Below are 26,196 nucleotides of genomic sequence, written 5' to 3'. Positions count from 1 at the left end.
AGCTGAGATGGCGGCGGTCGCGGTCATCGCGCTTGCGATGCCGGTCGGCATGGGTGCGCAGCGCGGGCTGCGCCGCCCGTCTGGCGGCACGGCCGCGCAAGTCGACTGATCATCCGCACGCAGTCGCGCACTAGTCCTGACAGGCCGGCACCTCGATGCCGGAGGCGGCATAGAGCCTGATCTTGTTGCGCAGCGTGCGCACCGACAGGCCGAGCACGCGCGATGCGCGTGTGCGGTTGCCGTCGCAGCGGGCGAGCGTCTGGAGCACGAGCTCGCGTTCGACCTCGTCGACGGTTGCGCCGATCAGCAGTGGAACGATCTGGTTCGGAGCGAGGAATTGTGCGTCCTGCGGCGCCGCGACATGAACAGTGGTCATCAACATACCCCCGATCAACGCCCGCTTCCTTCGTCGGAAGCGGATCGAGAACAAACGACCCCCAGGCCGTAGATCTACGGTGGGCGGGTTTGGTTAATGAAAGGTTAATCGCGGACGATCGCACCAAATTGACCTCAGGAATGCCGCGAAGCGGCCGCGTTTGGCAGAAGATGCATGGCGATGCGGACCTATCTCGATCCGCTTTTTCGACCATCATGCCTCGCGCAGCGCGCTATACCACCAATCGAGTGGGGCGCTTCGCTCACACCGTCCGGTAGCCGCCGTCCACCATCACGATCGTTCCGGTGACGTAGGCCGACATGTCCGAGGCGAGGAAGATCGCGGGGCCCACGATGTCCTCGGGCTTGCCGGTGCGCGCCAGCGGGGTGTGGTCGACGAAAGCCTGCACCAGCGCCGGATTGGTCGCGCGCACTTGGGCGTTGATGTTGGTTTCGATGAAGCCCGGCCCGATCGCGTTGACGCGCACGCCCTCCTTGCCGAGCTCGACCGCGAGCGCCTTGGTGAAGCCGAGCACGCCGTGCTTGGAGGTCGTATACGCCGCCGAGCTCGGCGTGCGCAGATGCACGAAGGACTGGATCGAGCCGATATTGACGATGCGGCCTTTGCTCGCGCGCAAGGGCGCGAGGAAGGCCTGCGTCATGTTGAAGACGCCGTTGAGGTTGAGCGAGATGATGTCGTTCCAGTCCTTGGCCACCGTCTCGGTTTCGGCCGTGAAGGCGTTGCGGCGGGTGATGCCGGCATTGTTGACGAGGATCGAGACCTGCCCGACCTTGCCCGCGACCTGTTTTGCTAGCGCAAAGCAATCATCACGTCGGGTCACGTCGAGCGCGAAGCTGTCGGCGTTTCCGCCCGATCTTTGGATCTCCTGCGCGGCTTCCGCGACCGTGTCCCCGTTCACGTCGAGCAGCACCACTTGCGCGCCCTCGCGGGCGTAGCCGGCTGCGATCGCCCGGCCGATGCCGGAGCCGGCGCCCGTGATGACGGCGATGTGGTTTGCGAGCAATGCCATGACATTGTCCTCCCGATTTCGTTTCTAAGTTTCATGAAAGGCTAACCCGAAATTAAGGGGTCGGAAACGGCGGCCTTGGCATACTGATCTTCATTGCTAAACGTTGCGCGCATGATGGAACGGCTTGAATCCTGGAAACTCGCGCTCGAACGCCTGCGGTCGGCACAGCCGGCCGACTGGGCCGAGGCCGGCCGGGTCGTGGCCGAAATCGGGCGGATGAGCACGGATGGCACGCTGCGGCAGGCGGCCGAGCAGGCGCTGCCGGTGCTGCGCCAGGCTCTGGTCAATGATGATCACAGCGTCACGCTGGCGGCCCAGCGCCGCCTCGGTGTGGTGCTCGAGGTTCTCCATGGTCTCGCCGCGCCGCGGTTCGGCCGCCGCAACGCGATGCCGAAGAAGCTTTCCAGCGAGGATCGCGCGCGCAAGATGCTGGGCCTGCCGCTCGCGGTGCAGCTCACCTGCGACGACATCAACCAGGCCTACCGCCGCGCCGCCAAGGGCATGCATCCCGACCAGGGCGGCACCGCGCAAGCATTCATCGACCTCGCTGCCGCGCGCGACGTCCTGATCCATCCCGGCGCCCACAAGGACGCGTGAGGCCGCGTCCCGCCAGGGCGACCCGCCCTTTTCAATCCGATCTGTCGCGTCAAGCCTAGAGCGTGCCCGGCAAGCCACACGTGCTCATTTCGCCAGCGACGCGACCGCCTCGATTTCGATCAGCATCTTCGGATCGGGTAGCGCCTGCACCACGCATGTGGTGCGCGCGGGGTAAGGCGGCGGGCCGAACGCGCCGGCATAGAGCGCGTTCATGGCGGCAACGTCCGAGGCGCGGGTCAAGAGCACGTTGACCTTGGCGAGGTCGCGGATACCAGCTCCGGCCTCGTCCAGCACGCGCCTGATGTTGACGACGACATTGGCGAACTGCGCCTCGAAGCCGTCAGGCAGCGCGCCGTGGGCATCGAAGCCGGGAATGCCCGAGACGAACAGCAAGTCGCCGACGCGCGTCGCAAAGGACAGCGGCGGCGCCTTGACGTGCGGCGGGGCTGCGAAATGCTGGATCGGCATGGGATCACCTCTCGGGGCGTGTCGGGAGCAGGAGCGTAGCGGGATGCGGGGGAGTTGCAATCGGGTGGGCAAAAACAAAAATGCGAAAACAAGCCCATGCACAGTAGAGGTCAGGCCGAAAACATCGGGCTCTTTTGAGATTCGGCAAGTCCGAAACAATCGCTTGCTCCGTCGGGCAAAACAGGGGCAGAATGGCACGATGGAGACGGTTGTCTGCGAGCGCAGTGGTCCGCCTCTCCCCGCATGCAGCCGCTGGCAGGCGAGGCCGGAATGCATCCACCCCGTCATTGCGAGCGCAGCGAAGCAATCCAGCGTCTTTCCGTGGAGGGACTCTGGGTTGCTTCGCTGCGCTCGCAATGACGGAGAATGAGGCACCTTCCACGAGTCTAGCCGCCACCGTACTTGCGGAAACGCCCTGCCATCATGTTGCCGCCGCGATCGATCGGATAGATTTGCCGCGTCTGATTCGTTTCCCCTCCAAAAAATAGCCCCGGAGCCTTACATGAAGATCGCTAGCACCCTTCGCGCCGCGTTGGTCGCCGTTGCCGCGCTCGCCGGCCCTTCGACCTCGGCGCTGGCCGACGGCGGCACCGTGGTGCTGACGATCTACAAGGCGGGCTGGATCATCGGCGGCTCCGGCGGGAGCGGCGTGCTGAACTTCCACGGCCGCTCCTACGGGCTCTCGACCGGTGGGCTCGACTACGGCCTCGTGTTCGGGGGATCCAAGACCGTGCTGCGCGGCCGCGTCTCCAACATCAACCGTCCCTCCGACGTCGCCGGCGTCTATGGCGCGGCCGGAGCGGGCCTTGCGGTCGGCCGCGGCGCCCGCGCCATCGTGCTCACCAACCAGAAGGGCGCGGTGCTGGAGCTGACCGGCACGCAGGTCGGCCTGATGGCAAATGCGGATCTCAGTGGTCTTGCGATCACGATGCGGTAGGCAGCTTTCGCCTCACTTCGTAGCCCGCATGAGCGCCAGCGACATGCGGGGCAAGTCTCAGTCGCGGATGTCGCTTTCGCTCATCCGGCTATGCTCCCGTCACCGCCGCATGTATCCGCTCGCAATGCGCGACGAGGTTTGCGTGCGCATCGACGAAGGCCTTCAGCGGCGTCGGGATCGGAAAATAATAGATGTTGGCGACGAAGCCGTAGATCCCGGCATCACAGCTGGTCGGCGCGGCGCCGTGCACGAAGCCCTTGGCCGGCACGATCTCCGCCAGCACCTGCAGGTCGGCGAGCCCCCGCGCATAGGCCTGTTCGGGCGCGTAGCGGCCGATGCCCTGGTAGTGATAGCGCTGCGCGTTGTACGCCTTCGCCTTCTCGAACCCCTCGGCACTCACTTGCGGATGCTGCGCGATGAAACCGTCGCGGAACGCGGGATAGAAGCGCTCGTCCTTCCAGCGCGAATACGACATCACCCAGTAGAGATCGTCGAGCATGCGCGTGACGAGATGATTGGTGCGCCGCTGCTCGCTTGAGAGCGCGGCATCGATGGTCAGGCGATACTTGCTGGTCGCATGCGCGATGATGGTCTCGCTGTCGCCGATGGTCTCGCCGTCGTCGACGATGTAAGGCAGCTGCCCGCGCGGCGCCGCGGAGGCATCGAAGATGTGCTCGTGCACGAACGGCACGCCCGCGAGCTTCAGGAAGGCGTAGACCTTGAGGCCGTAGCCGTTGTTGTCGGCAACGCCGAACAGCTGCGGGTAGGAATAGAGCGTCAGCATGGGCAGGCTCCTCCGTTGGCGGGGCCAGCATGCAGGGGTGTGGTGGTGGACGCAATGGGGCGCCGCCTTCTTGCTCGTGAACGCAATCGTGCGCGGCCGGTAGTGGGAGATCAAGATGGCGGTCAACAAGGAGAAGATCGATGACGCGGCGTTGGCCTTGCTCTATCTGACGCTGCACAATGGTTACCGGGCATGGAAGGGATTCGACTGGGAGGTGCTCGGCCGGCTTCATCACAAGGGAATGATTGATGATCCCGTCGGCAAGGTGAAGTCCGTGGTGTTCACGGAGGAGGGGCTCGAACGCGCGAAGAGGCTGTTCAAGGAGTTGTTCGAGGAATGATACCTAGTGGCAAGGCCGGGCATGGGCCCGGCCTTGCTTGCAATGAGATCTCTGGAGCCGGCCCCTCACAGCACCTTGTTGCTCTCCTTCACCTTCTCCGCATCCAGATAAACGCTTGAGCCCATCTCCTTGAACTTTGCGCTCATCCTGGCCATGCCGTCCTCGGCGGTGCCGCTGATCGACATGCCCACGCTGTTCGGATCATTCAGCGTCGCCGCGTAATCCCGCACGTCCTGCGTGATCTTCATCGAGCAGAACTTCGGGCCGCACATCGAGCAGAAATGGGCGACCTTGTGGGCTTCCTTCGGCAGGGTCTCGTCGTGAAAGTTCTTCGCCGTGTCCGGATCGAGGCCGAGGTTGAACTGGTCGGTCCAGCGGAATTCGAAACGGGCACGGGAGAGGGCGTCGTCGCGCAATTGCGCGGCGGGGTGGCCCTTGGCGAGGTCGGCGGCGTGGGCGGCGATCTTGTAGGTGATGACGCCGGTCTTGACGTCGTTGCGGTCGGGTAGCCCAAGATGCTCCTTCGGCGTGACGTAGCAGAGCATGGCGCAACCGAACCAGCCGATCATGGCGGCGCCGATGCCCGACGTGATGTGGTCGTAGCCCGGCGCGATGTCGGTGGTCAGCGGTCCAAGCGTGTAGAACGGGGCTTCGCCACACTCCTTGAGCTGCTTGTCCATGTTGATCTTGATCTTGTGCATCGGCACGTGGCCGGGGCCTTCGATCATGACCTGGCAGCCCTTGTCCCACGCGATTTTTGTCAGTTCGCCGAGCGTTTCGAGCTCGGCAAACTGTGCGCGGTCGTTCGCGTCGGCGATCGACCCCGGACGCAGGCCGTCGCCGAGCGAGAACGAGACGTCATACTTGCGCATGAGGTCGCAGATCTCGTCGAAATGCGTATAGAGGAAGCTTTCCTTGTGATGCGCGAGGCACCACTTCGCCATGATCGAGCCGCCGCGCGAGACGATGCCGGTGACGCGGTTGGCGGTGAGGTGGATGTATTGCAGGCGCACGCCGGCGTGGATGGTGAAATAGTCGACGCCCTGCTCGCACTGCTCGATCAGCGTGTCCTTGTAGAGCTCCCAGGTCAGCTTGACCGGATCCCCGTTGCACTTCTCCAGCGCCTGGTAGATCGGCACGGTGCCGATCGGAACCGGCGAGTTGCGCAGGATCCACTCACGCGTGGTGTGGATGTTGCGGCCGGTCGACAGGTCCATCACGGTGTCGGCGCCCCAGCGGATCGCCCACACCATCTTCTCGACCTCTTCCTCGACCGACGAGGTCACCGCCGAGTTGCCGATATTGGCGTTGATCTTGGTCAGGAAGTTGCGGCCGATGATCATCGGCTCGAGCTCGGAGTGGTTGATGTTGGAGGGGATGATGGCGCGGCCGCGCGCGATCTCGTCGCGCACGAACTCCGGGGTGATGAAGGCGGGGACCGATGCGCCGAAGCTCTCGCCGTCAGCGAGCGCTGCTTCCGCGCGCTCGAGCTGCTGCTTGCGGCCGAGGTTTTCGCGGGCGGCGACGTAGATCATCTCCTTGGTGATGATGCCGGCGCGGGCGAATTCGAGCTGCGTCACCTTGTGGCCGTCGAGGCCGCGCAAAGGCTTGTGATAGGCCGAGAAGGCGCGCGCGGCCTTGTCGGTCGAGACGCTGCCATTGTCTTCCGGCTTGATCTGCCGGCCCTCATATTCCTCGACGCCGCCGCGCTCCAGCACCCATTGCTTGCGGTTGCGGGCAAGGCCGGCGTTGACGTCGATGGTGACGGACGGATCGGTATAGGGACCCGAGGTGTCGTAGACCGGCAGGTTCGGCTCGCCGGCGCCTTCGGACAGGATGATCTCGCGCAAGGGGACGCGGATGTCTGGCGCGGCATCGGGCGTCGCGAAGATTTTTCGCGAGGAGGGCAGCGGGCCGGTGGTGACGGCGGGGACGGTCTTTTCGGGGTTGGAGCGGATGTTCATGGGATCCTCCGGTTAATTCCGTGGTGCGTACGTTTGAGCGACGGCGGTGAATTCTTGCTCCGTCATTGCGAGGAGCTCTTGCGACGAAGCAATCCAGACTGCCTCTCCGGAGAGATTCTGGATTGCTTCGCTTCGCTCGCAATGAGGAGCGGGGAGGGTTTCGGTCATGCCGCCTCCTTCGACTCGCCGAGCCACTGCCGCACGCGTGCGTCGGGGTCGGCATTCTGGGTGACGTCGCTGACGACGGCGATGGAATCCGCGCCCGCCGCAAAGATCTCCGCTGCGTGCTCGAACTTGATGCCGCCGATCGCGACCAGCGGGATGTTGCCGATGCGCTTCTTCCATTCCGTGATCTTCGCGATGCCCTGCGGCTCGAAGCGCATCGATTTGAGCGTGGTGAAGAAGATCGGGCCTAGCGCGACGTAGTCGGGCTTGGCCGCGAGCGCGGTTTCAAGCTCGGCATCGTCATGGGTGGAGATGCCGAGCGACAGGCCGGCCTCGCGGATGGCCTTGAGGTCGGCATCCGCCAGATCCTCCTGGCCGAGATGCAGATATTTCGCGCCGGCGACGATCGCCGCGCGCCAGTAGTCGTTCACGACCAGCTTGGCCTGCGTGCCTTTGGTGATCGCCAAAGCGTCGGCGACGATCTGCAGCGCGTCGGCGTCGTTCAGCTCCTTCGCACGGAGCTGAATGGTGCCGACGCCGAGCTTTGTCAGTCGCTCGACCCAGTTGAGGCTGTCGACGACGGGATAGAAGCGATCAGGATACGGCATGCCAGAACGGGGTCCCAACGACAGGGGTGGAGGGGGAGGCGAAGTCGCGGGCGTTCATGAGCCCGGCTTCGTATGCGGTGCGGCCGGCCTCACAGCCGAGGCGGAAGGCATTGGCCATCGCGACGGGATCGGCGGCCTTGGCGATCGCCGTGTTGAGCAGCACGGCGTCGTAGCCGAGCTCGAGCGCCTGCGCGGCGTGGCTGGGCGCGCCCAAGCCGGCGTCGACCACCAGCGTGACGTCCGGCAGGCGCTCGCGCAGGAGCTTCAGGGCGTCGCGGTTCGTGATGCCCTTGGCGCTGCCGATGGGGGCGGCCCATGGCATCACCACCTTGCAGCCGGCGTCGACCAGGCGGTTGGCGACCGAGAGGTCCTCGGTGCAATAGGGGAACACCTCGAAGCCGTCCTTGATCAGGATGCTTGCTGCTTCGACGAGACCGACGACGTCGGGCTGCAGCGTGTCGTTGTCGGCGATGACCTCGAGCTTGATCCAGCTCGTGCCGAACAATTCGCGCGCGAGCTTTGCGGTGGTCACCGCCTCGCGCACGGTACGGCAGCCGGCGGTGTTCGGCAGCACGGTGACGTCGAGCTCGCGGATCAGCTTCCAGAACGCGTCGCCAGTCTTGCCGCCGGCGGCCTCTCGCCGCAGCGACACCGTGACGATGTTCGAGCCGGAGGCGCGGATCGCCTCCTGCATGATCGCGGGCGAAGGATAGAGCGCGCTGCCGATGAGCAGGCGCGAGGCGAAGGTCTTGCCGTAGAAGGTCACCATGTGTGAGGCGTCTCCTCGCATTCAGTGTGCTCCCTCGCCCCGCTTGCGGGGAGAAGGTTGGGGTGAGGGGGAGCCTCCGCGGGGACGGTGAGAGTTGGACTCGCGGAGAGTCCCCCTCACCCGGAATTTGCTTTGCAAATTCCGGCCTCTCCCCGCAGGCGGCGAGAGGCGAAGGAAGGCGACAGCTTCATTCATCATCATCACCCTCCCTGCCGCGGGGTGATGATCTCGATCTCGTCGCCGGCCTTCAGGCTCGTTTCGGCCCAGCGGCTTTTCGGCACGACGTCGTAGTTCAGCGCGATGGCGAAATGGGTGCCCTCGTAGTCGAGCTCGGAGAGCAGCGCGCCGACGCTGGCCGCGTTCACCTCGCGTTGTTCGCCGTTGATGATCACGCGCATTGCATCACCTCATTGTCGATCTGGCCGCGCTGGACATAGGCAAGCGTCAGCTCGGCGAGCGCCGGCGCGATCAGGAAGCCGTGGCGGTAGAGGCCGTTGACGGCGATGGTCTCGCCACGGATGCCGATGCGCGGCAGATTGTCGGGGTAGGCGGGACGAAGGCCCGAGCCGAACTCGACGATGCGGGCTTCGCCGAAGGCGGGATGCACCGCGTAGGCCGCGCCCAGCAGCTCCAGCGCCGAGCGGACGCTGACGCCGGTGTCCTCGGCCTCGATCGAGGTCGCGCCCAGCATGAACAGGTTCTGCTCGCGCGGGATCACGTAGAGAGGCCAGCGCGGATGGATCAGCCGCACGGGGCGTGCGAGCTGCACCTCGTTGGTCTCGATCAGGATCATCTCGCCCTTGACGCCGCGCAAGCCGGGCTGCTCCTCGCGTGCACCGAGGCCGCGGCAGTCGATCACGATGCTTTTAGGATCAAGGTTTGCGAGATCTTTTGCGGAAACGTCGCTGTCGAACTTGATGGTGCCGCCGGCAGCCTTGATGCGCTCGTGCAGCTTCGGCAGCACGCGGCGAGGCTCGACATGGCCCTCGGCCGGGAAGAACAGCGCATCGCGGAAGCGGCCCTCCAGCGAGGGCTCGAGCTCGGCGAGAGCGGCGGCATCGAGCCGGCGATGGCCTTCGGTCATGCGGGCAAAGCGCTCGAAATCGTTGCGCTCGCGCGGATGGGCGACGACGAGGGAGCCGTTGAAGGGGGTGTCCGGCAATTCGCGCCGCCAGATGTCGAGGGAGCGCAGGCCCAGGCGGGAGATGATGGGTTCGGCGACCTCGGCCTCGCAATAGGGCGCCAGCATGCCGCCGGCCCAGTGGCTGGCGGAACAGGTCACGGCGGCATCACCGCGCTCGTGCAGCGTCACGGTGTGGCCGGCCTGCGCGAACAACAAGGCTTGCCAGGCGCCGGCAATGCCTGCGCCGATGATGGATACCGGTGAATCCGGCCGCTTGATGGTCTGCAACATCCCTGTCCCTTCGCCGGCATGACCCGGATCAGGTTCAAAGGGTCACCGCGGACTTGGGCAGCCGATCTTGGGCGGCCTTGCCCATTTAGCGGTATCTCAGCTCCTCCTCGGAGCACCCCTCGGAACGCCTCTAATGTATGCCAGGGAGGCGGGGTGGTCAACGCTTGGCCCGGAACCCCACGGCCTGCGCCCGCGCGTTGCGCACGCCTGGCGCCAGCTTCCTGTGCGGCACGGTGCCGAACATCGGCTGCGGATTGCCGTTCGGCTCGAGCCAGGTCTCGCCCGCATTGGCGACCTGCATGGCTTCCTGGCGCTGGCGCTTTGCAGCGTAGTAATAGCCGCCCGCGAAATAACGCACAGCTCGCGCGTGGTCGCCATTGGCGGCGCGATAGGCGCCGGCGAGGTACTTCACCGCATAAGTGAGATTGGTGTTGGGATCGCGCAGGCCGGCGGCATCGCCGGTGTAACCGACGCCGCGGGCGGTCGCGAGCTTGATCTGCATCAGCCCGATGGTGCCGCCACGTCCGACGAGGCCGGGCTGATAGCGGCTTTCGCGCATGATGACGCGATGCACCAGCGCCTCCGGCACGCCGTTGGCGCGGGCATGCATCGCGACCATCTCGGCATATTCGGCTTCGCCGGCATTCGCCGCCTGCGTCATCATCAGCCCTGCTGCAGCAAGCACGGCAATACGCAAAATTTTCATCGAAATATTTCCTCGGCAGAACGGACCCGCCCCCGCGCGTTAGGCCGTGGGAACACGGCGATGATGTGGCGAAATGTCACCAGCGGCGATTTTCGCCGGCCTGTCGCTTTTACGACTCAAACCTGGGTTAAGCTTCGAGCTGGCGGAGCGCCTTGCGCGACAGCAGGTCTGTCCATTCGCGCATCCGCCCAAAATGTGCGATTCAAAGCCAGCATTTGGGAGGACGTCCATGACCCGAGCAGACATCGGCGACATCCCCATGCAGAACCCGTGCGCACAATGTGGCACGCCGATCCCGTTCCCGGACTGGATCGAGCCGGGCGAGGGGCGCGTTTCCTATCTCTGGAAGTGCCAGGCCTGCGGCTACCGCTTCGAGGCGATCGCGATCTTCGATGAGCACGCGATCGAGCATCCGCCGCTCGCGGCGTAAATTGCCTCGATCGCGCGCGCGATCGAGGGGCCGAGGATGAAGCCAGTGGACTCGCCCATGGTGCGCGCGTCGTCGCCGCGCACGAACGGCTCCAGCATCTCCTGCTTGCGCATCCGAAATGCCGGGCCGTCATCCTTGACGTCGATGACGAGCCTGGTGCCGGATATGTCGAGGCGGATCGTGACCTCGGCGCCGAAGCGCACCGCGTTCTCGACCAGATTGGTGACGCGGGCGCATGATCGCCGGGGGGAACAGTGCGCCGCAAAATGTTCCTGGGTGACTCAGGAACATTCGCCGAGCACGTTCACCTCGCGTATCGCGCGACGAAATTGCCCCGCGCTCGGAACTGCTGATGTTCGGCGCTGTTTTCTCCGCACAAGGTTTCTTGTTTGAAGGAGAGGACAACATGCTGATGAAATCGATCGCTGCCGGCCTCGCCGGCACCGCACTGCTTGCAACCGTTGCGTTCGCGCAAAACCCGACGGCTACCACCGACAAGGCGGCCAGCGCGACAACGACGACCACCGCGGCGTCCGGTGAATGGCGTGTCTCGAAAATGTCGGGCCTGAAGGTCTACAACGATGCCAACGAAAACATCGGCTCGATCAACGACCTGCTGATGGACAAGAGCGGCGCCGTCAAGATCGCCGTGATCGGCGTCGGCGGCTTCCTCGGCATGGGCGAGCATCTGGTCGCCGTTCCCTACGAGAAGCTGAAGTTCGTCAACGAGGCCGTGGCCTATACCGGCGCCAGCACGAACCCGGGCGCCAAGCCCGCCGCGACCACGACGACGGGCGCTGCGACCGGCACCGACAGGCCTGCGGCGACCACGACGTCGTCCACGTCGAAGTGGTATCCGGACCACGCCGTGTTCAATGCGAGCAAGGACGAGCTGAAGAACATGCCCGAGTTCAAGTACTCGGAGTAATGCGGCTCTGATCGGCTGAGCGAGGCGCGCCTGGTTTTCACCCGGCGCGCCGTCGCGTCTTCGTCATTGCGAGGAGCTCTTGCAACGACGCAATCCAGACTGTCGCCGTGGAGGGATTCTGGATTGCTTCGCTGCGCTCGCAACGGAGACTAGTGCGTCACCAGCGGGCAGCCGCCCTTGTCGAGCGGACGGAAGGCCTCGTCGCCGGGCACGGTGGCGATCAGCTTGTAGAGGTCCCACTCGCCCTTGGACTCCTCGGGCTTCTTGACCTCGAACAGATACATGTCGTGGACCATGCGGCCGTCGATGCGGATCTTGCCGTTCTTCGCAAAGAAGTCGTTGACCGGCGTCTTGCGCATCTGCTCCATCACCTTCGGCGCCTGGTCGGTGTTGATGGCCTCGATCGCCTTCAGATAGTGCATGGTGGCCGAATAGAGGCCGGCCTGGATCATGGTCGGCATGTGGCCTGCCTTCTCGTTGAAGCGCTTGGAGAAGGCGCGCGTCTCGTCGTTCATGTCCCAGTAGAAGGCGTCGGTGACGATCAGGCCCTGCGTCGCCTTGATGCCGAGCGAATGGGTGTCGGTGATCTCCTGCAAGAGCGCGATCATTTTCTGGCCGCCCTGGGTCAGGCCAAACTCGGCCGCCTGCTTCAGCGCGTTGGTGGTGTCGCCGCCGGCGTTGGCCAGCGCGACCACCTTGGCCTTGGAGGCCTGGGCCTGCAGCAGGAACGAGGAGAAATCGGACGAGTTGAGGGGATGGCGGACCTCGCCGAGCACCTTGCCGCCGCTTTCCTTGACGACGTTCGCGGCGTCGCGCTGCAGCGCCATGCCGAATGCGTAGTCGGCGGTGACGAAGAACCAGGTGTCCTCGCCGCGCTTGACCATCGCCTTGCCGGCGACGTTGGACAGCGCGTAGGTGTCGTAGGTCCAGTGCACGGTATTGGGTGAGCAGGCGACGCCGGTGATGTCGGAGGAGCCGCCGCCCGAATTGATGTTGATCTTGTTCTTCTCGCGCGTCAGCGCCGAGATCGGCAGCGCCACCGACGATGTCGGCACGTCGAAGATCGCGTCGACCTTGTCGTTGTCGTACCAGTTGCGGGCGATGTTGACGCCGACGTCGGGCTTGTTCTGGTGATCGGCGGCGACCACCTGAACGGGCTTGCCCGCGACCTTGGCGCCGTAATCGGCCACCGCCATCTCGACGGCGGCGAGCGAGCCCTTGCCGGTCGCATCCGCATAGAGGCTCGACATGTCAGTGAGCACGCCGATCTTGACGACATCGTCGGAAATCTGTGCCTGCGCGGCACCTGACGTGGCGGCGAGCGCGATGCCGGCCGCGACGGCAGCGATGAGTTTTTGCATGTTGTTTTCTCCCTGGGTTTTGTTGTTCGGGCGTTGTTTGCGGGGACCGTTGTAGCGGCTATCGGCCGCGGCAGCTAAGCGGCGCGCGGCATAGCGGAATGCAAAATCGGAAGGGGCGGGCGGTGTTCCCTTCGCCTCTCCCCGCAGGCGGGGAGAGGGAAGTCATCAGCCCCCGCCCGCCTTGAGCCGTTCGTTGCGCCTGCGCAAGGCTTCCAGCGTCGCGAGGAGGATGACCGACACGGTCGTCAGGATCACCGCCGCTGCCGTGATCGTCGGGCTGATGTTCTCGCGGATGCCGCTGAACATCTCGCGGGGCAAAGTGCGCTGCTCCGGACCTGCCATGAACAGCACGATCACCACCTCGTCGAAGCTGGTCGCGAAGGCGAACAGCGCGCCCGAGGCGAGGCCCGGAAGGATCAGCGGCAGGATCACGCGGCGGAACGCCTGCAGCGGCGAGGCGCCGAGCGAGGCGGCGGCGCGCGCCAGATTGGTGTCGAAGCTCTGCAGCGTCGCGCCGACCGTGATCACCACGAAGGGCGTCGCCAGCGCGGTGTGGGCCAGGATCAGGCCGAGATAGCTGCCGGTAAGGCCGATCGGCGCGAAGAAGAAATACAGGCCGACCGCAGTGATGACGCCGGGCACGACGACCGGCGACAGCACGAAGGCCAGCACGAGCGGCTTGAACCGGCTCTTCCACTGCGCGAGCCCCAGCGCGGCCAGCGTGCCCAGGACCATGGACAGCAGGGTCGAGGCGATGCCGATGATCATGCTGTTCTTCAGCGAATTGATCCAGCGCGGCGAAGTGAAGAAGTCGTCGTACCAGCGCAAGGAAAGACCCGGCAGCGGATAGGTCAGGTAGGAGCCCGAGCTGAAGGACAGCGGCATGATCGCAAGGATCGGCGCGATCAGGAAGACGAACACCAGCGTCGAGAGAACGATGGCCGCGCTCCAGGCGATGCGCTGGCTGGGCGTGCGGAGAGAAGAATTGTCGCTCAATTCTTCATGCCTCCCGTGACCTGCTGCCCCTGCACCAGCTTGCCGTAGACGAGGGCAAGCAGAACGGTGGCCAGCAGCAGCACCGCACCCAGCGCCGAAGCAAGGCCCCAATTGGCCGTCTCGGTGGTGTAGAGCGCGATGAAATAGCTGATCATCTGGTCGGCGGCGCCGCCGACGAGCGCCGGTGTGATGTAGTAGCCGAGCGCCAGGATGAAAACGAGCAGGCTTCCCGCCCCGATGCCGGGCAGCGTCTGCGGCAGGTAGATGCGCAGGAAGGCGGCGAGAGGCGGGGCACCGAGCGAGGCCGCGGCGCGCATATAGGCGGGCGAGATCGCCTGCATGCTGCTGTACAGCGGCAGGATCATGAACGGCAGCAGAACGTGGGTCATGGCCACGCAGACACCGAAGCGGTTGTAGATCAGGCGCAACGGCTCGTCGATGATGCCGAGCCAGTGCAGGCTGTCGTTCACGACGCCCTTGCTCTGCAAGAGGACGATCCAGGCGCAGGTGCGGACCAGAAGCGACGTCCAGAACGGTAGCAGTACGAAGATCATCAAGAGGTTCGACCGGCCCGGCGGCAGCGTCGCCAGGAGGTAAGCCACCGGAAAACCGAGGATCAGGCAGAGGGCCGTGACACCGAGGCTGATGAGGAAGGTGCGGACGAAAATATCGCGATAGATGGCCTGGTCCGGCGGAGCCGCGACGATCGCGCCGTCCGCGTTCCGCGTCAGGTCGAGCGCTGCCAGAAGATAGAAGCCGGTCACCGGGCCGCTGGCGTCCTTGATCGTCGTCCAGGTCGTGCGTTCGCGCCAGGCCGGATTGATCTTGCCCAGCGTCTCCTTGGCCGTCCCAGGCTCCGGCGCCGACTTCAGATTGCGCGCCGTGCTGGTGAGGATCGTGCGAAAACCGTTCAGCGCGTAATTGAGCCGTTTGGCCGCAATCGCAATGGTGCCGGCGGTGCGCGCCGCCAGGATGTCGCTGACCAGCGCCGCATAGGCCTTTTCATCCGGCAGGTCCCTACCGTCCCAGTCGGCGAGAGCGGCGATGGTTTGCGGCAGGACCTGGCGCACCTCGCGGTCATCGACCGCACGCCACAGCATGCCGGCGATGGGGCCTGCGAAGGTGAAGAGCAGGAAGACGAGCAGCGGCATGACCAGCGCCAATGCCTTGATTTGGCGCATCCGCTCCGCCCGCCTCAATCGGCGCTTGAGCGGTACCTCGGCCTCACTCAGGGACGCCATTGTCATGGCGCGAACCTCTTTGACCGGACGTACCTCGGCATTTCGGCGCGGGCAATGGTATAGCGACCTGAGCGCGCGCCTCGCCCTTCGAGACGACCGCTTCGCGGTCTCCTCAGGATGAGGCTCCTCGACATCAGTGTCTGTAAAGTCGCTGCCACAGACTCAGACCTCATCCTGAGGGCCCGCCACAGGCGGGCGCGCTGCGGGGAGCTATCAGCCACCTTTCTTTCCGCCTGCGCCGCACCGCGGTGCTGTCGCGCGCTATTTCGCGGCCCATTTGTTGAAGCGCTCGGTCAGGCGATCGATGTTCTCGAGCCAGAAGGCCACGTTGATCTCGACCGCGTTCTTGATGTTGTCGGGCGCCGTCGGGAGATCCTTCAGAACGGCGGGCGCGAGCAGAGCGGCTGCGTCCTTGTTCGAGGTGCCATAGGCAATGTTCTCCGACAGTTTGGACTGGTTCTCCGCCTTGCCTGCGAAGTCGAGGAACTTGTAGGCCGCATCCTTGTTCGGGCTGCCCTTCAGGATGACCCAGCTGTCGAGGGTGAAGAGCGCGCCATCCCACACCATGCCGAAGTTCTTCTTCTCGTTCTTGTTCGCGGTATCGATGCGGCCATTGTAGACCGAGGTCATCGCCACCTCGCCGGAGGCGAGCAATTGCGGCGGCTGGGCGCCGGCCTTCCACCACACGATGTCGCCCTTGATGGTGTCGAGCTTCCTGAACGCGCGATCGACGCCCTCGTCGGTCGCCAGCACCTTGTAGACGTCCTTCGGCGCGACGCCGTCGGCCATCAGCGCGATCTCCAGCGTGGTCTTCGGGCCCTGACGCAGCGCGCGCTTGCCGGGAATCTTCTTGGTGTCGAAGAAGTCGGCCCAGCCGCTTGGTGCTTCCTTCAGCTTGTCCCTGTCGTAGCCGAGAACGAAATCGTAGAGGATGGCGCCGACGCCGCAAGGATTGACCGACGGCGGGATATAGGCGGCCTCACCGCCGATCCTGGAATAGTCGAGCTTCTCGAACAGGCCTTCCTCACAGCCGACCGCCAGTTCGTCGCTCTCGACCTGGACGACGTCCCAGGTTGCGGCGCCTCCCTGCACCTTGGCGCGCAACACGCCGACGCCGCCGTCCCAGGATTCGTCGTTCATGGCAACGCCGGACGCCTTCTTGAACGGCTCGAAATAGACCTTCTTCTGGGCATCCTGATAGGCGCCGCCCCACGACACGACGGTGAGGTCACGCGCCTCTGCGACCGTGGCCAGCGCAGCGCCGGCGCCCAGTGCCGCGGCGAAACCCAGAGCGATCTTGCCAATCTTGCGCTTCAGCATGGTCCTTGTTCCTTCTACCTGTGCGTTACGTTGAAGTTGATCGATGCAGGTCTGGATCAGACGGGATCGAGGGCCAGGCAATCCTCGGGCCGAAAGGTGACGAACACGCCTTCGCCAGGTGTGAGACTGTGATGCGCTCCCGGTTGAAGCTTGACCATGAAGTCGGCATTCCCCGAGACATCCAGCACGGCCAGCGCGTGATCGCCGAGATAGATGGTGTTCTGCACTTTCGCCGGCAGCCGGTTCGGTCCTTCGCTGGAGCTGCCATCCGGGGCAATGGCGACACGCTCCGGCCGCACCGACAGCGAGGTCAATGCGCCCGCGCCAGAGACATTGACCGCCCGTGCGGTCACGGCGCCGCCGCCGGCCAGCGCGACGCGGCAATAGTCCTTGTCGATGGTCTCGACGGTGCCGGCCAGCACATTGTTCTCGCCGATGAAGTGGGCAACGAAACTGTTCACCGGATGCTCGTACAGCGCATCGGGCCTGTCGATCTGCTGCACGATGCCGTCGTTGAAGACGGCGATGCGGTCCGACATGGTCAGCGCCTCGCTCTGGTCGTGGGTGACGTAGACGATGGTGATGCCCATCGTCTCGTGCAGCTGCTTGATCTCCAGCTGCATCTGCTCCCGCAGACGCTTGTCCAGGGCGCCGAGGGGCTCGTCCATCAGCACGAGCTGCGGATTGAAGACCAGCGCGCGGGCCAGCGCGACGCGCTGCTGCTGACCGCCGGACAGCTGCCCGGGCCGCCGCTGCGCCATTGTTTCCATCTTGATCATGCGCAGCGCCGCGCTGACGCGCTCCTGCGCTTCCGCCTTGCTCATCTTGCGAACGGAGAGCGGGAAGGCGATGTTCTCCGCGATCGTCAGGTGCGGAAACAGGGCGTAGTTCTGGAACACCATGCCGATGTCGCGCCTGTGCGGCGGCACGTTCTTGATCGGCCGGTCCCCGAGGTAGATCTCGCCATGGGTCGGAACCTCGAAGCCGGCCAGCATCATCAGCGTGGTCGTCTTGCCCGAGCCCGACGGGCCGAGCAGGGTGATGAACTCGCCCTTCCGGATGTCGAGATCGAGGTTCTTCACCACGAGGTGCTCGCCATCGTAGGTTTTCTGAATGCCGGAAAAGCGTACCAGCGCCGGCGCAGGCGTGACCATGCCGGCTTCCATGTTGTCCTCGCGTTGTCCCCTACAATGCCGCGTGAGACTAGCATCCTGCGGCGAGAATGCCAGCGGCGCAAGCGGCGAGGACGGCCCGGTAAGGGGCAGCGCATCGCATACGACTCGTGGTGGAGGCCTGCGCGCGCCACGTCCTTCGAGACGGCGCTTACGCGCCTCCTCGGCATGAGGCTAATCGGGATCGGTGCTCGTTGAGACTGCTGCCGCGCGCTCCGGTCCTCATCCGAGGTGGCCGCAAACAGGGGGACGTCTCCAAGGATGGCCGCAGGGAGAAGCTCTCAAATGCGATAGCCTTGCGGTGGGCGCGCTACATCCCCGACAGCTTGGTCACCGACACGTTGAGCGTTCCGCCGGCTTCCGCGACCACGCGCAGCGTCCTGGAGTCGAAGGCAATGTCGGCGAGCGTCAGGCTGTCGATCCTGGCGTCGACCTTGAGGCCGTCCTCGCTCTTCTGGTAATCGGCGATCGCGGCTGCGATCTTCTCGCGAGCATTGGCGGCGATCGGCTTCAGGTCGAGCGTCGCCTTCTGCACCAGGGCCTGCTGCATCTGCGGCACGACCGCGCGCGCCGCCGCGCCGAGCAGTCCGAAGGCCGCCTCGGACTCGACCGCGAGCTGAATGTCGGCGAGCCGCAGCGTCTGCTGCGCCTGGTCGAGCATCGGCCGGCCCCAGATGTGGACGGTTGCCTCCGCCCCGAGACCAAGCCAGCTCTTCTTTTCCTTGGCGCGCAGCAGGAGCGAGATCAGCAGCCGGTCGCCCGACGGGATCACGTCGACGGTCTTGACGGTGACGTCGACCGGGCCCGAACCGTCCTCGGGATAGGTGTGGCCGACCATCTGCGCGGCGACGAGCTTGTTGATCTCGGTGAAGGGCACGTCGATCGGCACGCCGATGCTCACGCCGGTGCCGGTCGGCGGCACGATCGAGATCTTGTCGGGGAACGGGCACTCCGGCTTGGTCTGCGTCGAGGTCACGCGCGTCTCGGCCTCGAGGCCGAGCAGCAGCGTCACCGCCTGCGCATCCACCCGCGGCTGCGCCGCGATGGCGCGGACCGGCTTCATCTCCAGCCAGAGCGGCGGCAGCGCCGCCGAGGCGCCCGAGCCTTGCAGTGGGATCGAGCGGCAGGCCTTGGACCATTGCAGCTTGGCGTTCTCGCGCAGCGAGGGATCGTTGCGGATGCGCTCGGAGACGAGGTTGATCTGCTCGCTGACGTTCTTGTCGATCAGCGGCTTCACCTGCGCCGGCACGTTGACCTTGGCGCCGGAGACATTGAGGTTGGTGTCGCCGAGATTGACCTGGGCGCCGAGATTGGGTTCGAGATGCCAGTTCGCCGCGAGCTTCGGACGCGAGGTGACGATGACGTTGCCCTTGATCTCGGCACTGGCGTTCAAATTCTTGATGTTGATCGCGCCGATGCGCTTCGCCGCATCAGCGCCGAGGACGCTGCCGAGCGCGTCACCGAGCGCGCCGGTGGCCTTCGCCGACAAGGAGCCCGTCACGTTCAGCTTGCCGGTGAGCGGCGTCGAGATCGTCAGCACGTCCTTGTCACCGGCGGCGGCCATCGGGCCGCGCGCGGCGGTCCAGCCGATATCGGCGTTCTCAAGGATCTGCGGGATCGGATTGTCCGCCTTGCCCGCGAAATTGCGCGGCGCGGCCTTCTCGGCTTGCTCGCGGATCGCCGACAGCGCGATGGCGACCGGCGCGACTACGATCGAGCTCTTCGAGGCCGGCGGCAGCGGCGGCAGTTGTGCCACCGGCGGCGCGGAATTCGTCGCGCGCGGCGACAGCAAGTCGATCGCCTTCAGGCTGATGAAGAACGACGCCGCGAGCACCGCGACGGCGATCAGGATAGTCTTCAAATTCAACGTCAGTCGCATCAATCCCCCAAGCCGCCCCGGCGGGATTTTACAGGGCGGGCGAGGAGGCCGCTAGAGCGCACCGGTGGGGTGGAATTGGGGCGAACAGGTTAACGGTCGCTAACGCGCCTGCCGCCTGTCGCGCACCTAGCCGCGCTTCGGACGGCGGACCGCTCTCACATTGCCGCGATCTCCGCCACCGCAGTAGAAACGGTCGCCGCCGTCGGACTCCAGACCCGAGACCATGGTGCCTGCGGGCAGGTCGAGCTGCTCCAGCACCTTGCCCGTGCCAGGGTCGACGCGCCTGATATCGCTGTCCTCGCCTTCCCAGGTGCCGTGCCAGAGCTCGCCGTCGACCCAGGTGACGCCGGTGACGAAGCGCTTGCTCTCGATGGTGCGGAGAACCTTCCCGGTGGCCGGATCGATCTGATGGATCTTCCGCTCGCGATATTGACCGACCCACAGCGAGCCCTCCGCCCAGGCGAGGCCGGAATCGCCTCCGCCTCCGGGCGCGGGGATGGTGGAAATCACCTTGCCGGTGGCCGCATCGATCTTCTGGATGCGGTCTTCGGCGATCTGGAACAGGTGCCGACCGTCGAATGCCGTGCCCGCATGCGCGGCGACGTCGATGGACCGCGCGATCCTGCCGCTCGCGGGATCGACCGCGTTCAGCTTGTCGCCGGATGCGAACCAGACATGGGTGCCGTCATAGGTGACGCCATGCACGGCTTCGACCCCGTCAAAAGGTCCGTATTCCCTGACGATCTCGGCGGCTGAACGCTTCATTTGCCTGGTCCCTGTGAGATGACGCAGCTTACGTCTTCAAGAGCGGCGTGGGGAGTAACAAGCCTGTCGGGAAACCCGGGACCGGCGGGGTCATCCAGCGGCGCGCACGCCCGTGCCCGAAGCTCTGGATCTTGTTCGACCGCGCCAGCTCCTCGAGCGCTCGCTGGACGGTGCGCGGACTGATTCCAAGTGCAAGGGCTAGCGCGGAGCTCGACCACGGCTCGCCGTCGGTGAGAAAGGCAAGCAGGGCGGCGTGCTTCTCCTCATTGGGGCGCGCCAGCACGAGGACATCGCGCGTCTTGCGCGGCGCCAGCACGAAACCCTGCCTGGTCGCGCCGACATCGGCCAGCGGCTTGAGCTGGGTGCGGAGTCGCCCGATCTCGACGCGCAATCGCGCGCGGTGCGACTCATCGACATGTCTTGCCTGAAACGCAGCGGCAATCAACCTCTCGCGCGAGACATCCGCCGGCCATGCCTGCGCCAGAATACGGGCGAGCGCGAACAGCACCGGCCGCGTTCCGAGCGACACGACGACGCCTTGCCTGCGCACGACATGATGGAAGGTGTCCACGACCAGCGCCGTCGAGCTCGCCAGCCGTTCGACCTCTCCGAGCAGTAACGGGTGTTCCTCGCCGCGCGCGATCAGGCGCGCCGCCGGCGTGTCGAGGACCAGCTTTGCATTGTCGACCTCGGCCATGAGCGCCCCAATTTTTGCTTGCCGCGCTGCCCTGGCTGCCCGCTCGAGCGCCGCGCGGGCATCCCCTGTTTTCAGCCGCCTGATCGCGATGCCGGCAACCACGAGCTCGCGCACGACTTGCGATGCCGGCGGGAGTGCGGAGATGCCGAGGGCGGCCAAGGTGCGCTCGGCCTCGTCGAGCCGCCCGAGGAGAAGAAGACGGCGCGCTTCGATGTGGCCCGCATGGGCCGCATTGGCGAGATCGCCGTGCATCTCGAGTGTCGCGCGTGCTGCCGCGAGCGTTTTCACCGGCCAGCCCAGGTCGCGTGAGACCAGCGCGATCTCGGCTTCGGCCACCACGCATCTTGCCCGCGCCACAGCCTCGCGCGGACCGAAGGCGCGCGCAGCGCTGCGCAGCAGCGTCTTGGCCTTGGCGAGATCGCCGAGCTGCGCCATCGCGATGCCGCGCAGCGCCAGCGACGGTGCATCGTTGCGCAGCGCCACGCGGTTCAGCGCGCCGAGCGGATCGCCGGCCTCCAGCGCCCGCGCAGCGGCCGTGATCAGCGACTCCATGTCAATCCCGCCACACTTGTTACTCCCACCGCGCGACCGCTTGGTGCCAGAAATCGTCGGCAGGACGTCAAGCTTTGGAGAGTCATGATGACGACATCAGCAGAAAAGGCCGGAACCAACGGACAGACCGCCATGCAGGCCCCGCCGGTGGTGTCGCCGCAGGACTGGGAGGCCGCCCGGCAGCAACTGCTCGTGAAGGAAAAGGCGCATACTCGTGCCCGCGACGCCCTGGCCGCCGAGCGCCGGCGCATGCCATGGATGGAGGTTGCCAAAACCTATGCGTTCGAAGGGCCCGGCGGCAAGGTCAGTCTCGTTGATCTGTTCCAGGGCCGGCGGCAGCTGATCGTCTACCGCGCCTTCTTCGAGCCGGGCGTGTTCGGCTGGCCCGATCACGCCTGCCGCGGCTGCTCCATGGTGGCCGATCAGGTCGCCCATGTGTCGCATTTGAACGCCCGCGACACCACGCTGGTGTTCGCCTCGCGCGCGCCGCAGGCCGACATCGCCAGGCTGAAGAAGCGGATGGGCTGGACCATGCCCTGGGTCACCATCACCGACAGCTTTGATGCCGATTTCGGGGTGGACGAGTGGCACGGCACCAACGTGTTCTACCGCGACGGCGATCGCATCTTTCGCACCTATTTCGTCAAGAGCCGCGGCGACGAGCAGATGGGCGGCACCTGGAACTATCTCGACATCACCCCGCTCGGACGCCAGGAGGTCTGGGAGGATTCGCCGCAGGGTTATCCGCAGACGCCGACCTACAAATGGTGGAACTGGCACGACAGCTACGAGGAAGGCGCCGCGCCGGACAAGAAATGGGTCGAGATCTCGGACGCCGGCGAGAAGGCGTTTCGCAAGGAGGCCGCGGAAGGCCGTGACTAGTCCCGCGAGCGCAACGGCTGACGCCAGCCGCGATGGCGTGACGGCCGCGCGCCGCCTCGCCGGATGGCTGGCCCTGGCGGCGACGCCCACCTTCGCGGTCATGGCCGTGCTGACCGCCGCGCCCGGCGGCGGCCCGGCGGACATGCTGTGCGGCGCCGGGCAGGGCTCCCTGCTCGGCGGCATGGTGCCGATGTATCTCTTGATGAGCGCGTTTCATTCTGCCGCGTGGCTGAGGTTGATCGCGGAGCGGTGGGGCCGATGAGCGACTTCCGCCGTTGTGCGCCTCGTCCTTCGAGACGCGCGCAAGGGCGCGCTCCTTCAGGATGAGGCTAACTGGCAGCCGTGGCTTGATGCAAGTGACCGCGGATATATTGCGGGCGCGAATCCACCCTCATCCTGAGGGCCCCCCCGCAGGCGGGCGTCTCGAAGGATGTGCCACAATCGCCGACGCAAACGAAGGCGGCCCCGCGTCTTCACTGCGAGGCAGCCTGAAGATACGCAACGATCTTCCCCGCTTCCTCTGCCGAGACGCCGCCATAGGGCTGCATCTTGTTGCCGGACACGACCTCGTCGGGCTTCTCCATGAAGTGGATGAGCTTGTCCTGGTCCCAGACGAAGCCGGCGTCTTTCATCGACGACGAATAATTGTAGTCCGGCAGCGAGCCGGCCTTGCGGCCCACGATCTTGTTGAGGTTGGGACCGAGGCGGTTGTCGCCTTGCTTCACGGAGTGGCAGGTGCGGCACGCATTGTTGAAGGCCTGCTGAGCTGCGTCATCGCTCGCCGGCTGTTGTGCGAGCGAGGAGGGCGCGGAGAGGAGCAGCGTCAACGCTCCGGCGGCGGTGATCACGCGCAGCCATGTACTTGGCGATGTCTGCTGGCGTGGTTGCATCGGCGGCTCCATCGGGGACCGCCACCGCAGCGGGCGCGTGACGGAATGTCGAGGGCAAACGAAAACGGCCCGGGTGGGTTCCTGGGCCGTTCGCGTCACAATGTCCTGACGTGTCAGCGCGCCGGCGCGCCGAGGTCCGCGCGGCGTTCCGTCATCGGCAGCACGATCACCTTGGTGCCGACGTTGACGCGGGAATAGAGGTCGGTGACGTCGTTATTGGTCATGCGGATGCAGCCTGACGAGACGTGCTTGCCGATGGTCTCGGGCGCGTTGGTGCCGTGGATGCGGTAGATGGTGCCGCCGAGATACATGGCGCGGGCCCCTAACGGGTTGCCGGGGCCGCCGGCCATGTGGCGCGGCAGATAGGGCTGGCGGGCAATCATCTCCGGCGGCGGGGTCCAGTCCGGCCACTCGGCCTTCCTGCTCACCGACTGGATGCCGGACCAGGTGAAGCCGTCGCGGCCGACGCCGATGCCGTAGCGCACCGCCTGGCCGTTGCCGAGTACGTAATAGAGATAGGTGTTGGGCGTATCGATGATGATGGTGCCCGGCGCCTCGCGCGTTGCGTAGGAAACCGTCTGGCGGCGGAAGCGGGCCGGCATCTCGACGGTGTCCTGATCTTCCGACGGTGCGACCCGAGAGGGCGCCGCCTGGTAGGGCTGATAGGGCTGGATCGGCTGCGGCGCGGCCATCGGCGGCAGCGGCTGGAAGAAGGGGAAGAGCTGCACCGGCGCGGCCTTGGCCGGACCGGAGAACGCGATTGTCGAGATCGCGACTGCGCCGAAGGCAACGGCGCGCGAATACGTCTTGAACGTGTCCAGATTGAACATTGGTCGCCCCTGTTTGCGCGGGTGTTTGGTCACCCCGGCACCGTTGCGGTGCTCCGTTGCGTAAATCACTAAGGGAAACAAGTTTCGGGACGTTTGCGCGGAAAAGCGAAAACGGTTTCATCGCTGCAAGGATTGTTTCATGACAGTTTCGTGGCTGCAGGGCTCCGTTAACGAACAAAACAGCGGGCCGACACTTCCATGACGTCACACGCCTGAAATATCCGTGGTTGATGGTCGAAAGCCGAGAATCATCAAACTCTCGGGATTTCCCCATGCGGGTATTAATCGCGACTGACGCCTGGCATCCGCAGGTCAACGGTGTGGTCCGCACCCTGACCTCGCTGGCGAATGCGGCCAAGGCCCTCGATGTCGAGATCGACTTCCTGACGCCGGACGGCTTTCCGTCCTGGCCGCTGCCGACCTATCCCGGCCTGCGCTTCGCGCTGCCGAGCCGCAAAGAGCTTGCGCGGCGGATCGAGACGTGCGCGCCGGAAGCGCTGCACATAGCGACCGAAGGCCCGATCGGCTGGGCCGCACGGGCCTATTGCCGCCGCAACGGCCTTGCCTTCACCACCTCGTACACGACGCGTTTTCCGGAATACGTCTCGGTGCGGACCGGCATCCCTGATGCCGTCGGCTATGCCGTGCTGCGCCACTTCCACGATGCTGCCGCCATGACCATGGTGGCGACGCCCTCGCTGCGGCAGGAACTGTCCGAGCGGGGCTTCAAGCGGCTCGGCTTCTGGACGCGCGGCGTCAACACCGAGCTGTTCCATCCCGACGCGCCGGCCAGGCTCGATCTGCCGGGCCCGATCTTCATGACCATGGGCCGCGTCGCGGTGGAGAAGAATATCGAAGCGTTCCTCTCGCTCGACCTGCCCGGGACGAAGGTCGTTGTCGGCGACGGCCCGCAGAGGGCGGCGCTGGAGAGGAAGTATCCTGATGCCGTGTTCCTCGGTGAGAAGAAGGGCGCGGATCTCACTGCGCATCTCGCCGCCGCAGACGTGTTCGTGTTTCCGAGTCTGACCGACACCTTTGGCGTGGTGCAGCTCGAGGCGCTCGCCTGCGGCACGCCGGTTGCGGCGTTTCCGGTCACGGGACCGAAGGACGTCATCGCCGATCACCCGATCGGCGCGATCGACCACGATTTGCGTACTGCGTGCCTGCGGGCACTCACCATGTCGCGCGAGACCTGCCGCAACTTCGCGCTGGAGCGTTCCTGGGAAAACAGCGCGCGGCAGTTCGTCGGCAATCTCACCTCACTTCAGCCCAGCCGCGTCCTGCGCGCCTCGCCTCGCATGGCGCGCCGGCCGGTGCGCGGTTGACCTTTCATTGGACCCACAGCGAGAACCTCATCGATGGCCAAGCTCATGAACCTTGACGGCACCCAGCAGCTCGACCTCACCCGCGGCACGGTCGAGCAGGCCTATGATCGCTGGGCGCCGGTCTACGATCTCGTGTTCGGCGGCGTGTTCGCCAAGGGCCGGGCGGCGGCGATCGCGGCCACCAACAAGATCGGCGGCCGCGTGCTCGAGGTCGGCGTCGGCACCGGCATCTCGCTGCCGCTCTATGCGCCGCACCTGCGCATCTTCGGCACCGACATTTCGGAAGCGATGCTCGACAAGGCGCGTCAGCGCGTCGCCGAGGGCAAGCTGCAGAACGTCGAGGGCCTCGCCGTGATGGACGCCGAGAAGCTCGAATTCCCCGACAATTCGTTCGACGTGGTGATGGCGCAGTACGTCGTCACCGCCGTGCCGAACCCGGAGAAGGCGCTCGACGAATTCGCCCGCGTGCTGCGTCCGGGCGGCGAGCTGATCATCCTGACCCGCGTCAGTGCGGATGCCGGCATGCGCCGCTTCATCGAGCAGAAGCTGCAGCCGGTGGTGCGTCCGCTCGGCTTCCGCACCGCCGAGTTCGCCTGGTCGCGCTATGCCAAGTGGCTGGCCGGTGCGAGCGGCATCGAGCTCGCCGAGCGCCGCCTGATCCCGCCGCTGGGACACTTCTCGCTGGTGCGCTTCCGCAAGGTCGACATCGCCAAGGCGGCCTGACTGTCGCCCCTCGGTGAGGAGGCGCGCAAGCGCCGTCTCGAACCATG

The 26,196-nt window shown here is 65.5% G+C and carries 29 protein-coding genes, 1 pseudogene and 1 riboswitch; of the genes and pseudogenes, 9 read left to right on the top strand and 21 right to left on the bottom strand.

The features are described from left to right. Positions 1–130: 130 nt before the first annotated feature. Together ACRQ5Q_RS34525 and ACRQ5Q_RS34520 are read right to left on the bottom strand one after the other, a co-directional pair. Positions 131–376, bottom strand: coding sequence for a helix-turn-helix domain-containing protein (locus ACRQ5Q_RS34525; RefSeq protein ID WP_439370088.1), 246 nt, complete (start codon positions 374–376; stop codon positions 131–133). Positions 377–638: 262 nt separating this feature from the next. Beyond that, a complete protein-coding gene (locus ACRQ5Q_RS34520) occupies positions 639–1,406 on the bottom strand; it encodes an SDR family NAD(P)-dependent oxidoreductase (protein ID WP_439370087.1) in 768 nt (255 codons plus the stop codon). A gap of 111 nt (positions 1,407–1,517) precedes the next feature. Here ACRQ5Q_RS34520 and ACRQ5Q_RS34515 point away from each other — a divergent pair, with 111 nt between their 5' ends. Continuing rightward, the gene (locus ACRQ5Q_RS34515) at positions 1,518–2,003 is read left to right on the top strand and encodes a J domain-containing protein (protein ID WP_439370086.1); all 486 of its coding nucleotides are present in this window, start codon (positions 1,518–1,520) and stop codon (positions 2,001–2,003) included. A gap of 84 nt (positions 2,004–2,087) precedes the next feature. Here ACRQ5Q_RS34515 and ACRQ5Q_RS34510 read toward each other — a convergent pair whose 3' ends face one another. Beyond that, positions 2,088–2,471 carry a RidA family protein gene (locus ACRQ5Q_RS34510; protein WP_439370085.1) on the bottom strand — a complete coding sequence of 128 codons (384 nt, stop codon included), beginning with the start codon at positions 2,469–2,471 and terminating at the stop codon, positions 2,088–2,090. Between the two features lie 502 nt (positions 2,472–2,973). On the opposite strand from ACRQ5Q_RS34510, the gene ACRQ5Q_RS34505 reads away from it, so the two are divergent. After that, complete coding sequence (locus ACRQ5Q_RS34505) at positions 2,974–3,408, top strand: hypothetical protein (RefSeq protein WP_439370084.1); 435 nt, start codon at positions 2,974–2,976, stop codon at positions 3,406–3,408. 88 nt (positions 3,409–3,496) lie between these two features. Here the strand turns inward: ACRQ5Q_RS34505 and ACRQ5Q_RS34500 are convergent, their stop codons facing one another. Next, the gene (locus ACRQ5Q_RS34500; RefSeq protein WP_439394388.1) at positions 3,497–4,192 is read right to left on the bottom strand and encodes a glutathione S-transferase family protein; all 696 of its coding nucleotides are present in this window, start codon (positions 4,190–4,192) and stop codon (positions 3,497–3,499) included. 115 nt (positions 4,193–4,307) lie between these two features. Here ACRQ5Q_RS34500 and ACRQ5Q_RS34495 point away from each other — a divergent pair, with 115 nt between their 5' ends. Beyond that, the gene (locus ACRQ5Q_RS34495) at positions 4,308–4,532 is read left to right on the top strand and encodes a DUF6429 family protein (protein ID WP_439394386.1); all 225 of its coding nucleotides are present in this window, start codon (positions 4,308–4,310) and stop codon (positions 4,530–4,532) included. A gap of 65 nt (positions 4,533–4,597) precedes the next feature. Here the strand turns inward: ACRQ5Q_RS34495 and thiC are convergent, their stop codons facing one another. From thiC to ACRQ5Q_RS34465, 6 genes are all read right to left on the bottom strand, one after another. After that, the gene (gene thiC, locus ACRQ5Q_RS34490) at positions 4,598–6,496 is read right to left on the bottom strand and encodes a phosphomethylpyrimidine synthase ThiC (protein ID WP_439370081.1); all 1,899 of its coding nucleotides are present in this window, start codon (positions 6,494–6,496) and stop codon (positions 4,598–4,600) included. Positions 6,497–6,660: 164 nt separating this feature from the next. Continuing rightward, the gene (locus tag ACRQ5Q_RS34485) at positions 6,661–7,269 is read right to left on the bottom strand and encodes a thiamine phosphate synthase (RefSeq protein ID WP_439394384.1); all 609 of its coding nucleotides are present in this window, start codon (positions 7,267–7,269) and stop codon (positions 6,661–6,663) included. After that, entirely contained in the window at positions 7,256–8,038 is a 783-nt protein-coding gene (locus ACRQ5Q_RS34480) for a thiazole synthase (RefSeq protein ID WP_439370079.1), read from the bottom strand. The genes ACRQ5Q_RS34485 and ACRQ5Q_RS34480 overlap by 14 nt, the downstream gene beginning before the upstream one ends. A 200-nt stretch (positions 8,039–8,238) precedes the next feature. Beyond that, positions 8,239–8,436 carry a sulfur carrier protein ThiS gene (gene thiS, locus ACRQ5Q_RS34475; protein WP_439370078.1) on the bottom strand — a complete coding sequence of 66 codons (198 nt, stop codon included), beginning with the start codon at positions 8,434–8,436 and terminating at the stop codon, positions 8,239–8,241. Next, positions 8,427–9,452 (bottom strand): FAD-dependent oxidoreductase, encoded by a 1,026-nt coding sequence (locus tag ACRQ5Q_RS34470; RefSeq protein ID WP_439394382.1) that lies wholly within the window; start codon positions 9,450–9,452, stop codon positions 8,427–8,429. The genes thiS and ACRQ5Q_RS34470 overlap by 10 nt, the downstream gene beginning before the upstream one ends. Then, positions 9,440–9,582: riboswitch (TPP riboswitch) on the bottom strand. Its footprint overlaps the gene before it by 13 nt. A 27-nt stretch (positions 9,583–9,609) precedes the next feature. Further along, on the bottom strand, positions 9,610–10,158 hold the full coding sequence (locus tag ACRQ5Q_RS34465; RefSeq protein WP_439370076.1) for a transglycosylase SLT domain-containing protein: 549 nt from the start codon (positions 10,156–10,158) through the stop codon (positions 9,610–9,612). A gap of 229 nt (positions 10,159–10,387) precedes the next feature. On the opposite strand from ACRQ5Q_RS34465, the gene ACRQ5Q_RS34460 reads away from it, so the two are divergent. Then, complete coding sequence (locus ACRQ5Q_RS34460) at positions 10,388–10,588, top strand: hypothetical protein (RefSeq protein WP_439370075.1); 201 nt, start codon at positions 10,388–10,390, stop codon at positions 10,586–10,588. A gap of 8 nt (positions 10,589–10,596) precedes the next feature. Here the strand turns inward: ACRQ5Q_RS34460 and ACRQ5Q_RS34455 are convergent. Continuing rightward, positions 10,597–10,815, bottom strand: a pseudogene (locus tag ACRQ5Q_RS34455) (ATP-binding protein); the annotation flags it as partial. A gap of 179 nt (positions 10,816–10,994) precedes the next feature. Here ACRQ5Q_RS34455 and ACRQ5Q_RS34450 point away from each other — a divergent pair. After that, a complete protein-coding gene (locus ACRQ5Q_RS34450; RefSeq protein WP_439394380.1) occupies positions 10,995–11,516 on the top strand; it encodes a PRC-barrel domain-containing protein in 522 nt (173 codons plus the stop codon). Positions 11,517–11,665: 149 nt separating this feature from the next. Here the strand turns inward: ACRQ5Q_RS34450 and ACRQ5Q_RS34445 are convergent, their stop codons facing one another. The 8 genes from ACRQ5Q_RS34445 to ACRQ5Q_RS34410 all read right to left on the bottom strand — a co-directional run bounded on the left by ACRQ5Q_RS34445 (position 11,666) and on the right by ACRQ5Q_RS34410 (position 21,499). Beyond that, a complete protein-coding gene (locus ACRQ5Q_RS34445; RefSeq protein WP_439370073.1) occupies positions 11,666–12,877 on the bottom strand; it encodes an ABC transporter substrate-binding protein in 1,212 nt (403 codons plus the stop codon). Positions 12,878–13,042: 165 nt separating this feature from the next. After that, positions 13,043–13,873 (bottom strand): ABC transporter permease, encoded by an 831-nt coding sequence (locus tag ACRQ5Q_RS34440; protein ID WP_439394378.1) that lies wholly within the window; start codon positions 13,871–13,873, stop codon positions 13,043–13,045. Next, complete coding sequence (locus ACRQ5Q_RS34435; RefSeq protein WP_439394376.1) at positions 13,870–15,120, bottom strand: ABC transporter permease; 1,251 nt, start codon at positions 15,118–15,120, stop codon at positions 13,870–13,872. The genes ACRQ5Q_RS34440 and ACRQ5Q_RS34435 overlap by 4 nt, the downstream gene beginning before the upstream one ends. Before the next feature lie 255 nt (positions 15,121–15,375). Next, positions 15,376–16,434, bottom strand: a complete 1,059-nt coding sequence (locus ACRQ5Q_RS34430; RefSeq protein ID WP_439370070.1) for an ABC transporter substrate-binding protein — start codon at positions 16,432–16,434, stop codon at positions 15,376–15,378. Between the two features lie 56 nt (positions 16,435–16,490). Next, positions 16,491–17,600, bottom strand: coding sequence for an ABC transporter ATP-binding protein (locus tag ACRQ5Q_RS34425; protein WP_439375675.1), 1,110 nt, complete (start codon positions 17,598–17,600; stop codon positions 16,491–16,493). Positions 17,601–17,916: 316 nt separating this feature from the next. After that, a complete protein-coding gene (locus ACRQ5Q_RS34420) occupies positions 17,917–19,485 on the bottom strand; it encodes a DUF4403 family protein (RefSeq protein ID WP_439394375.1) in 1,569 nt (522 codons plus the stop codon). Positions 19,486–19,611: 126 nt separating this feature from the next. Then, positions 19,612–20,250, bottom strand: a complete 639-nt coding sequence (locus ACRQ5Q_RS34415; RefSeq protein ID WP_439370068.1) for a Vgb family protein — start codon at positions 20,248–20,250, stop codon at positions 19,612–19,614. A gap of 28 nt (positions 20,251–20,278) precedes the next feature. Continuing rightward, entirely contained in the window at positions 20,279–21,499 is a 1,221-nt protein-coding gene (locus ACRQ5Q_RS34410) for a helix-turn-helix domain-containing protein (RefSeq protein ID WP_439394373.1), read from the bottom strand. An 87-nt stretch (positions 21,500–21,586) separates the two neighbouring features. Between ACRQ5Q_RS34410 and ACRQ5Q_RS34405 the strand changes: the two genes are divergently transcribed. Next, positions 21,587–22,381, top strand: coding sequence for a DUF899 domain-containing protein (locus tag ACRQ5Q_RS34405; protein WP_439399927.1), 795 nt, complete (start codon positions 21,587–21,589; stop codon positions 22,379–22,381). Next, positions 22,374–22,643 (top strand): hypothetical protein, encoded by a 270-nt coding sequence (locus ACRQ5Q_RS34400; protein WP_439370065.1) that lies wholly within the window; start codon positions 22,374–22,376, stop codon positions 22,641–22,643. The genes ACRQ5Q_RS34405 and ACRQ5Q_RS34400 overlap by 8 nt, the downstream gene beginning before the upstream one ends. A 211-nt stretch (positions 22,644–22,854) precedes the next feature. Here the strand turns inward: ACRQ5Q_RS34400 and ACRQ5Q_RS34395 are convergent, their stop codons facing one another. Next, positions 22,855–23,271 carry a c-type cytochrome gene (locus tag ACRQ5Q_RS34395; RefSeq protein WP_439394372.1) on the bottom strand — a complete coding sequence of 139 codons (417 nt, stop codon included), beginning with the start codon at positions 23,269–23,271 and terminating at the stop codon, positions 22,855–22,857. A gap of 113 nt (positions 23,272–23,384) precedes the next feature. Continuing rightward, positions 23,385–24,101, bottom strand: coding sequence for a L,D-transpeptidase (locus tag ACRQ5Q_RS34390; RefSeq protein WP_439370063.1), 717 nt, complete (start codon positions 24,099–24,101; stop codon positions 23,385–23,387). Positions 24,102–24,373: 272 nt separating this feature from the next. Here ACRQ5Q_RS34390 and ACRQ5Q_RS34385 point away from each other — a divergent pair, with 272 nt between their 5' ends. Both ACRQ5Q_RS34385 and ACRQ5Q_RS34380 read left to right on the top strand, forming a co-directional pair. Then, on the top strand, positions 24,374–25,426 hold the full coding sequence (locus ACRQ5Q_RS34385; RefSeq protein ID WP_439370062.1) for a glycosyltransferase family 4 protein: 1,053 nt from the start codon (positions 24,374–24,376) through the stop codon (positions 25,424–25,426). 33 nt (positions 25,427–25,459) lie between these two features. Beyond that, entirely contained in the window at positions 25,460–26,149 is a 690-nt protein-coding gene (locus ACRQ5Q_RS34380) for a methyltransferase domain-containing protein (protein WP_439394370.1), read from the top strand. Positions 26,150–26,196 lie beyond the last annotated feature (47 nt).

The organism is Bradyrhizobium sp. PMVTL-01, from assembly GCF_051861855.1.
Classification (GTDB): Bacteria; Pseudomonadota; Alphaproteobacteria; order Rhizobiales; family Xanthobacteraceae; genus Bradyrhizobium.
Note: the sequence above shows the minus strand (reverse complement) of the source record. Positions and strands in the feature narration are given on the sequence as shown.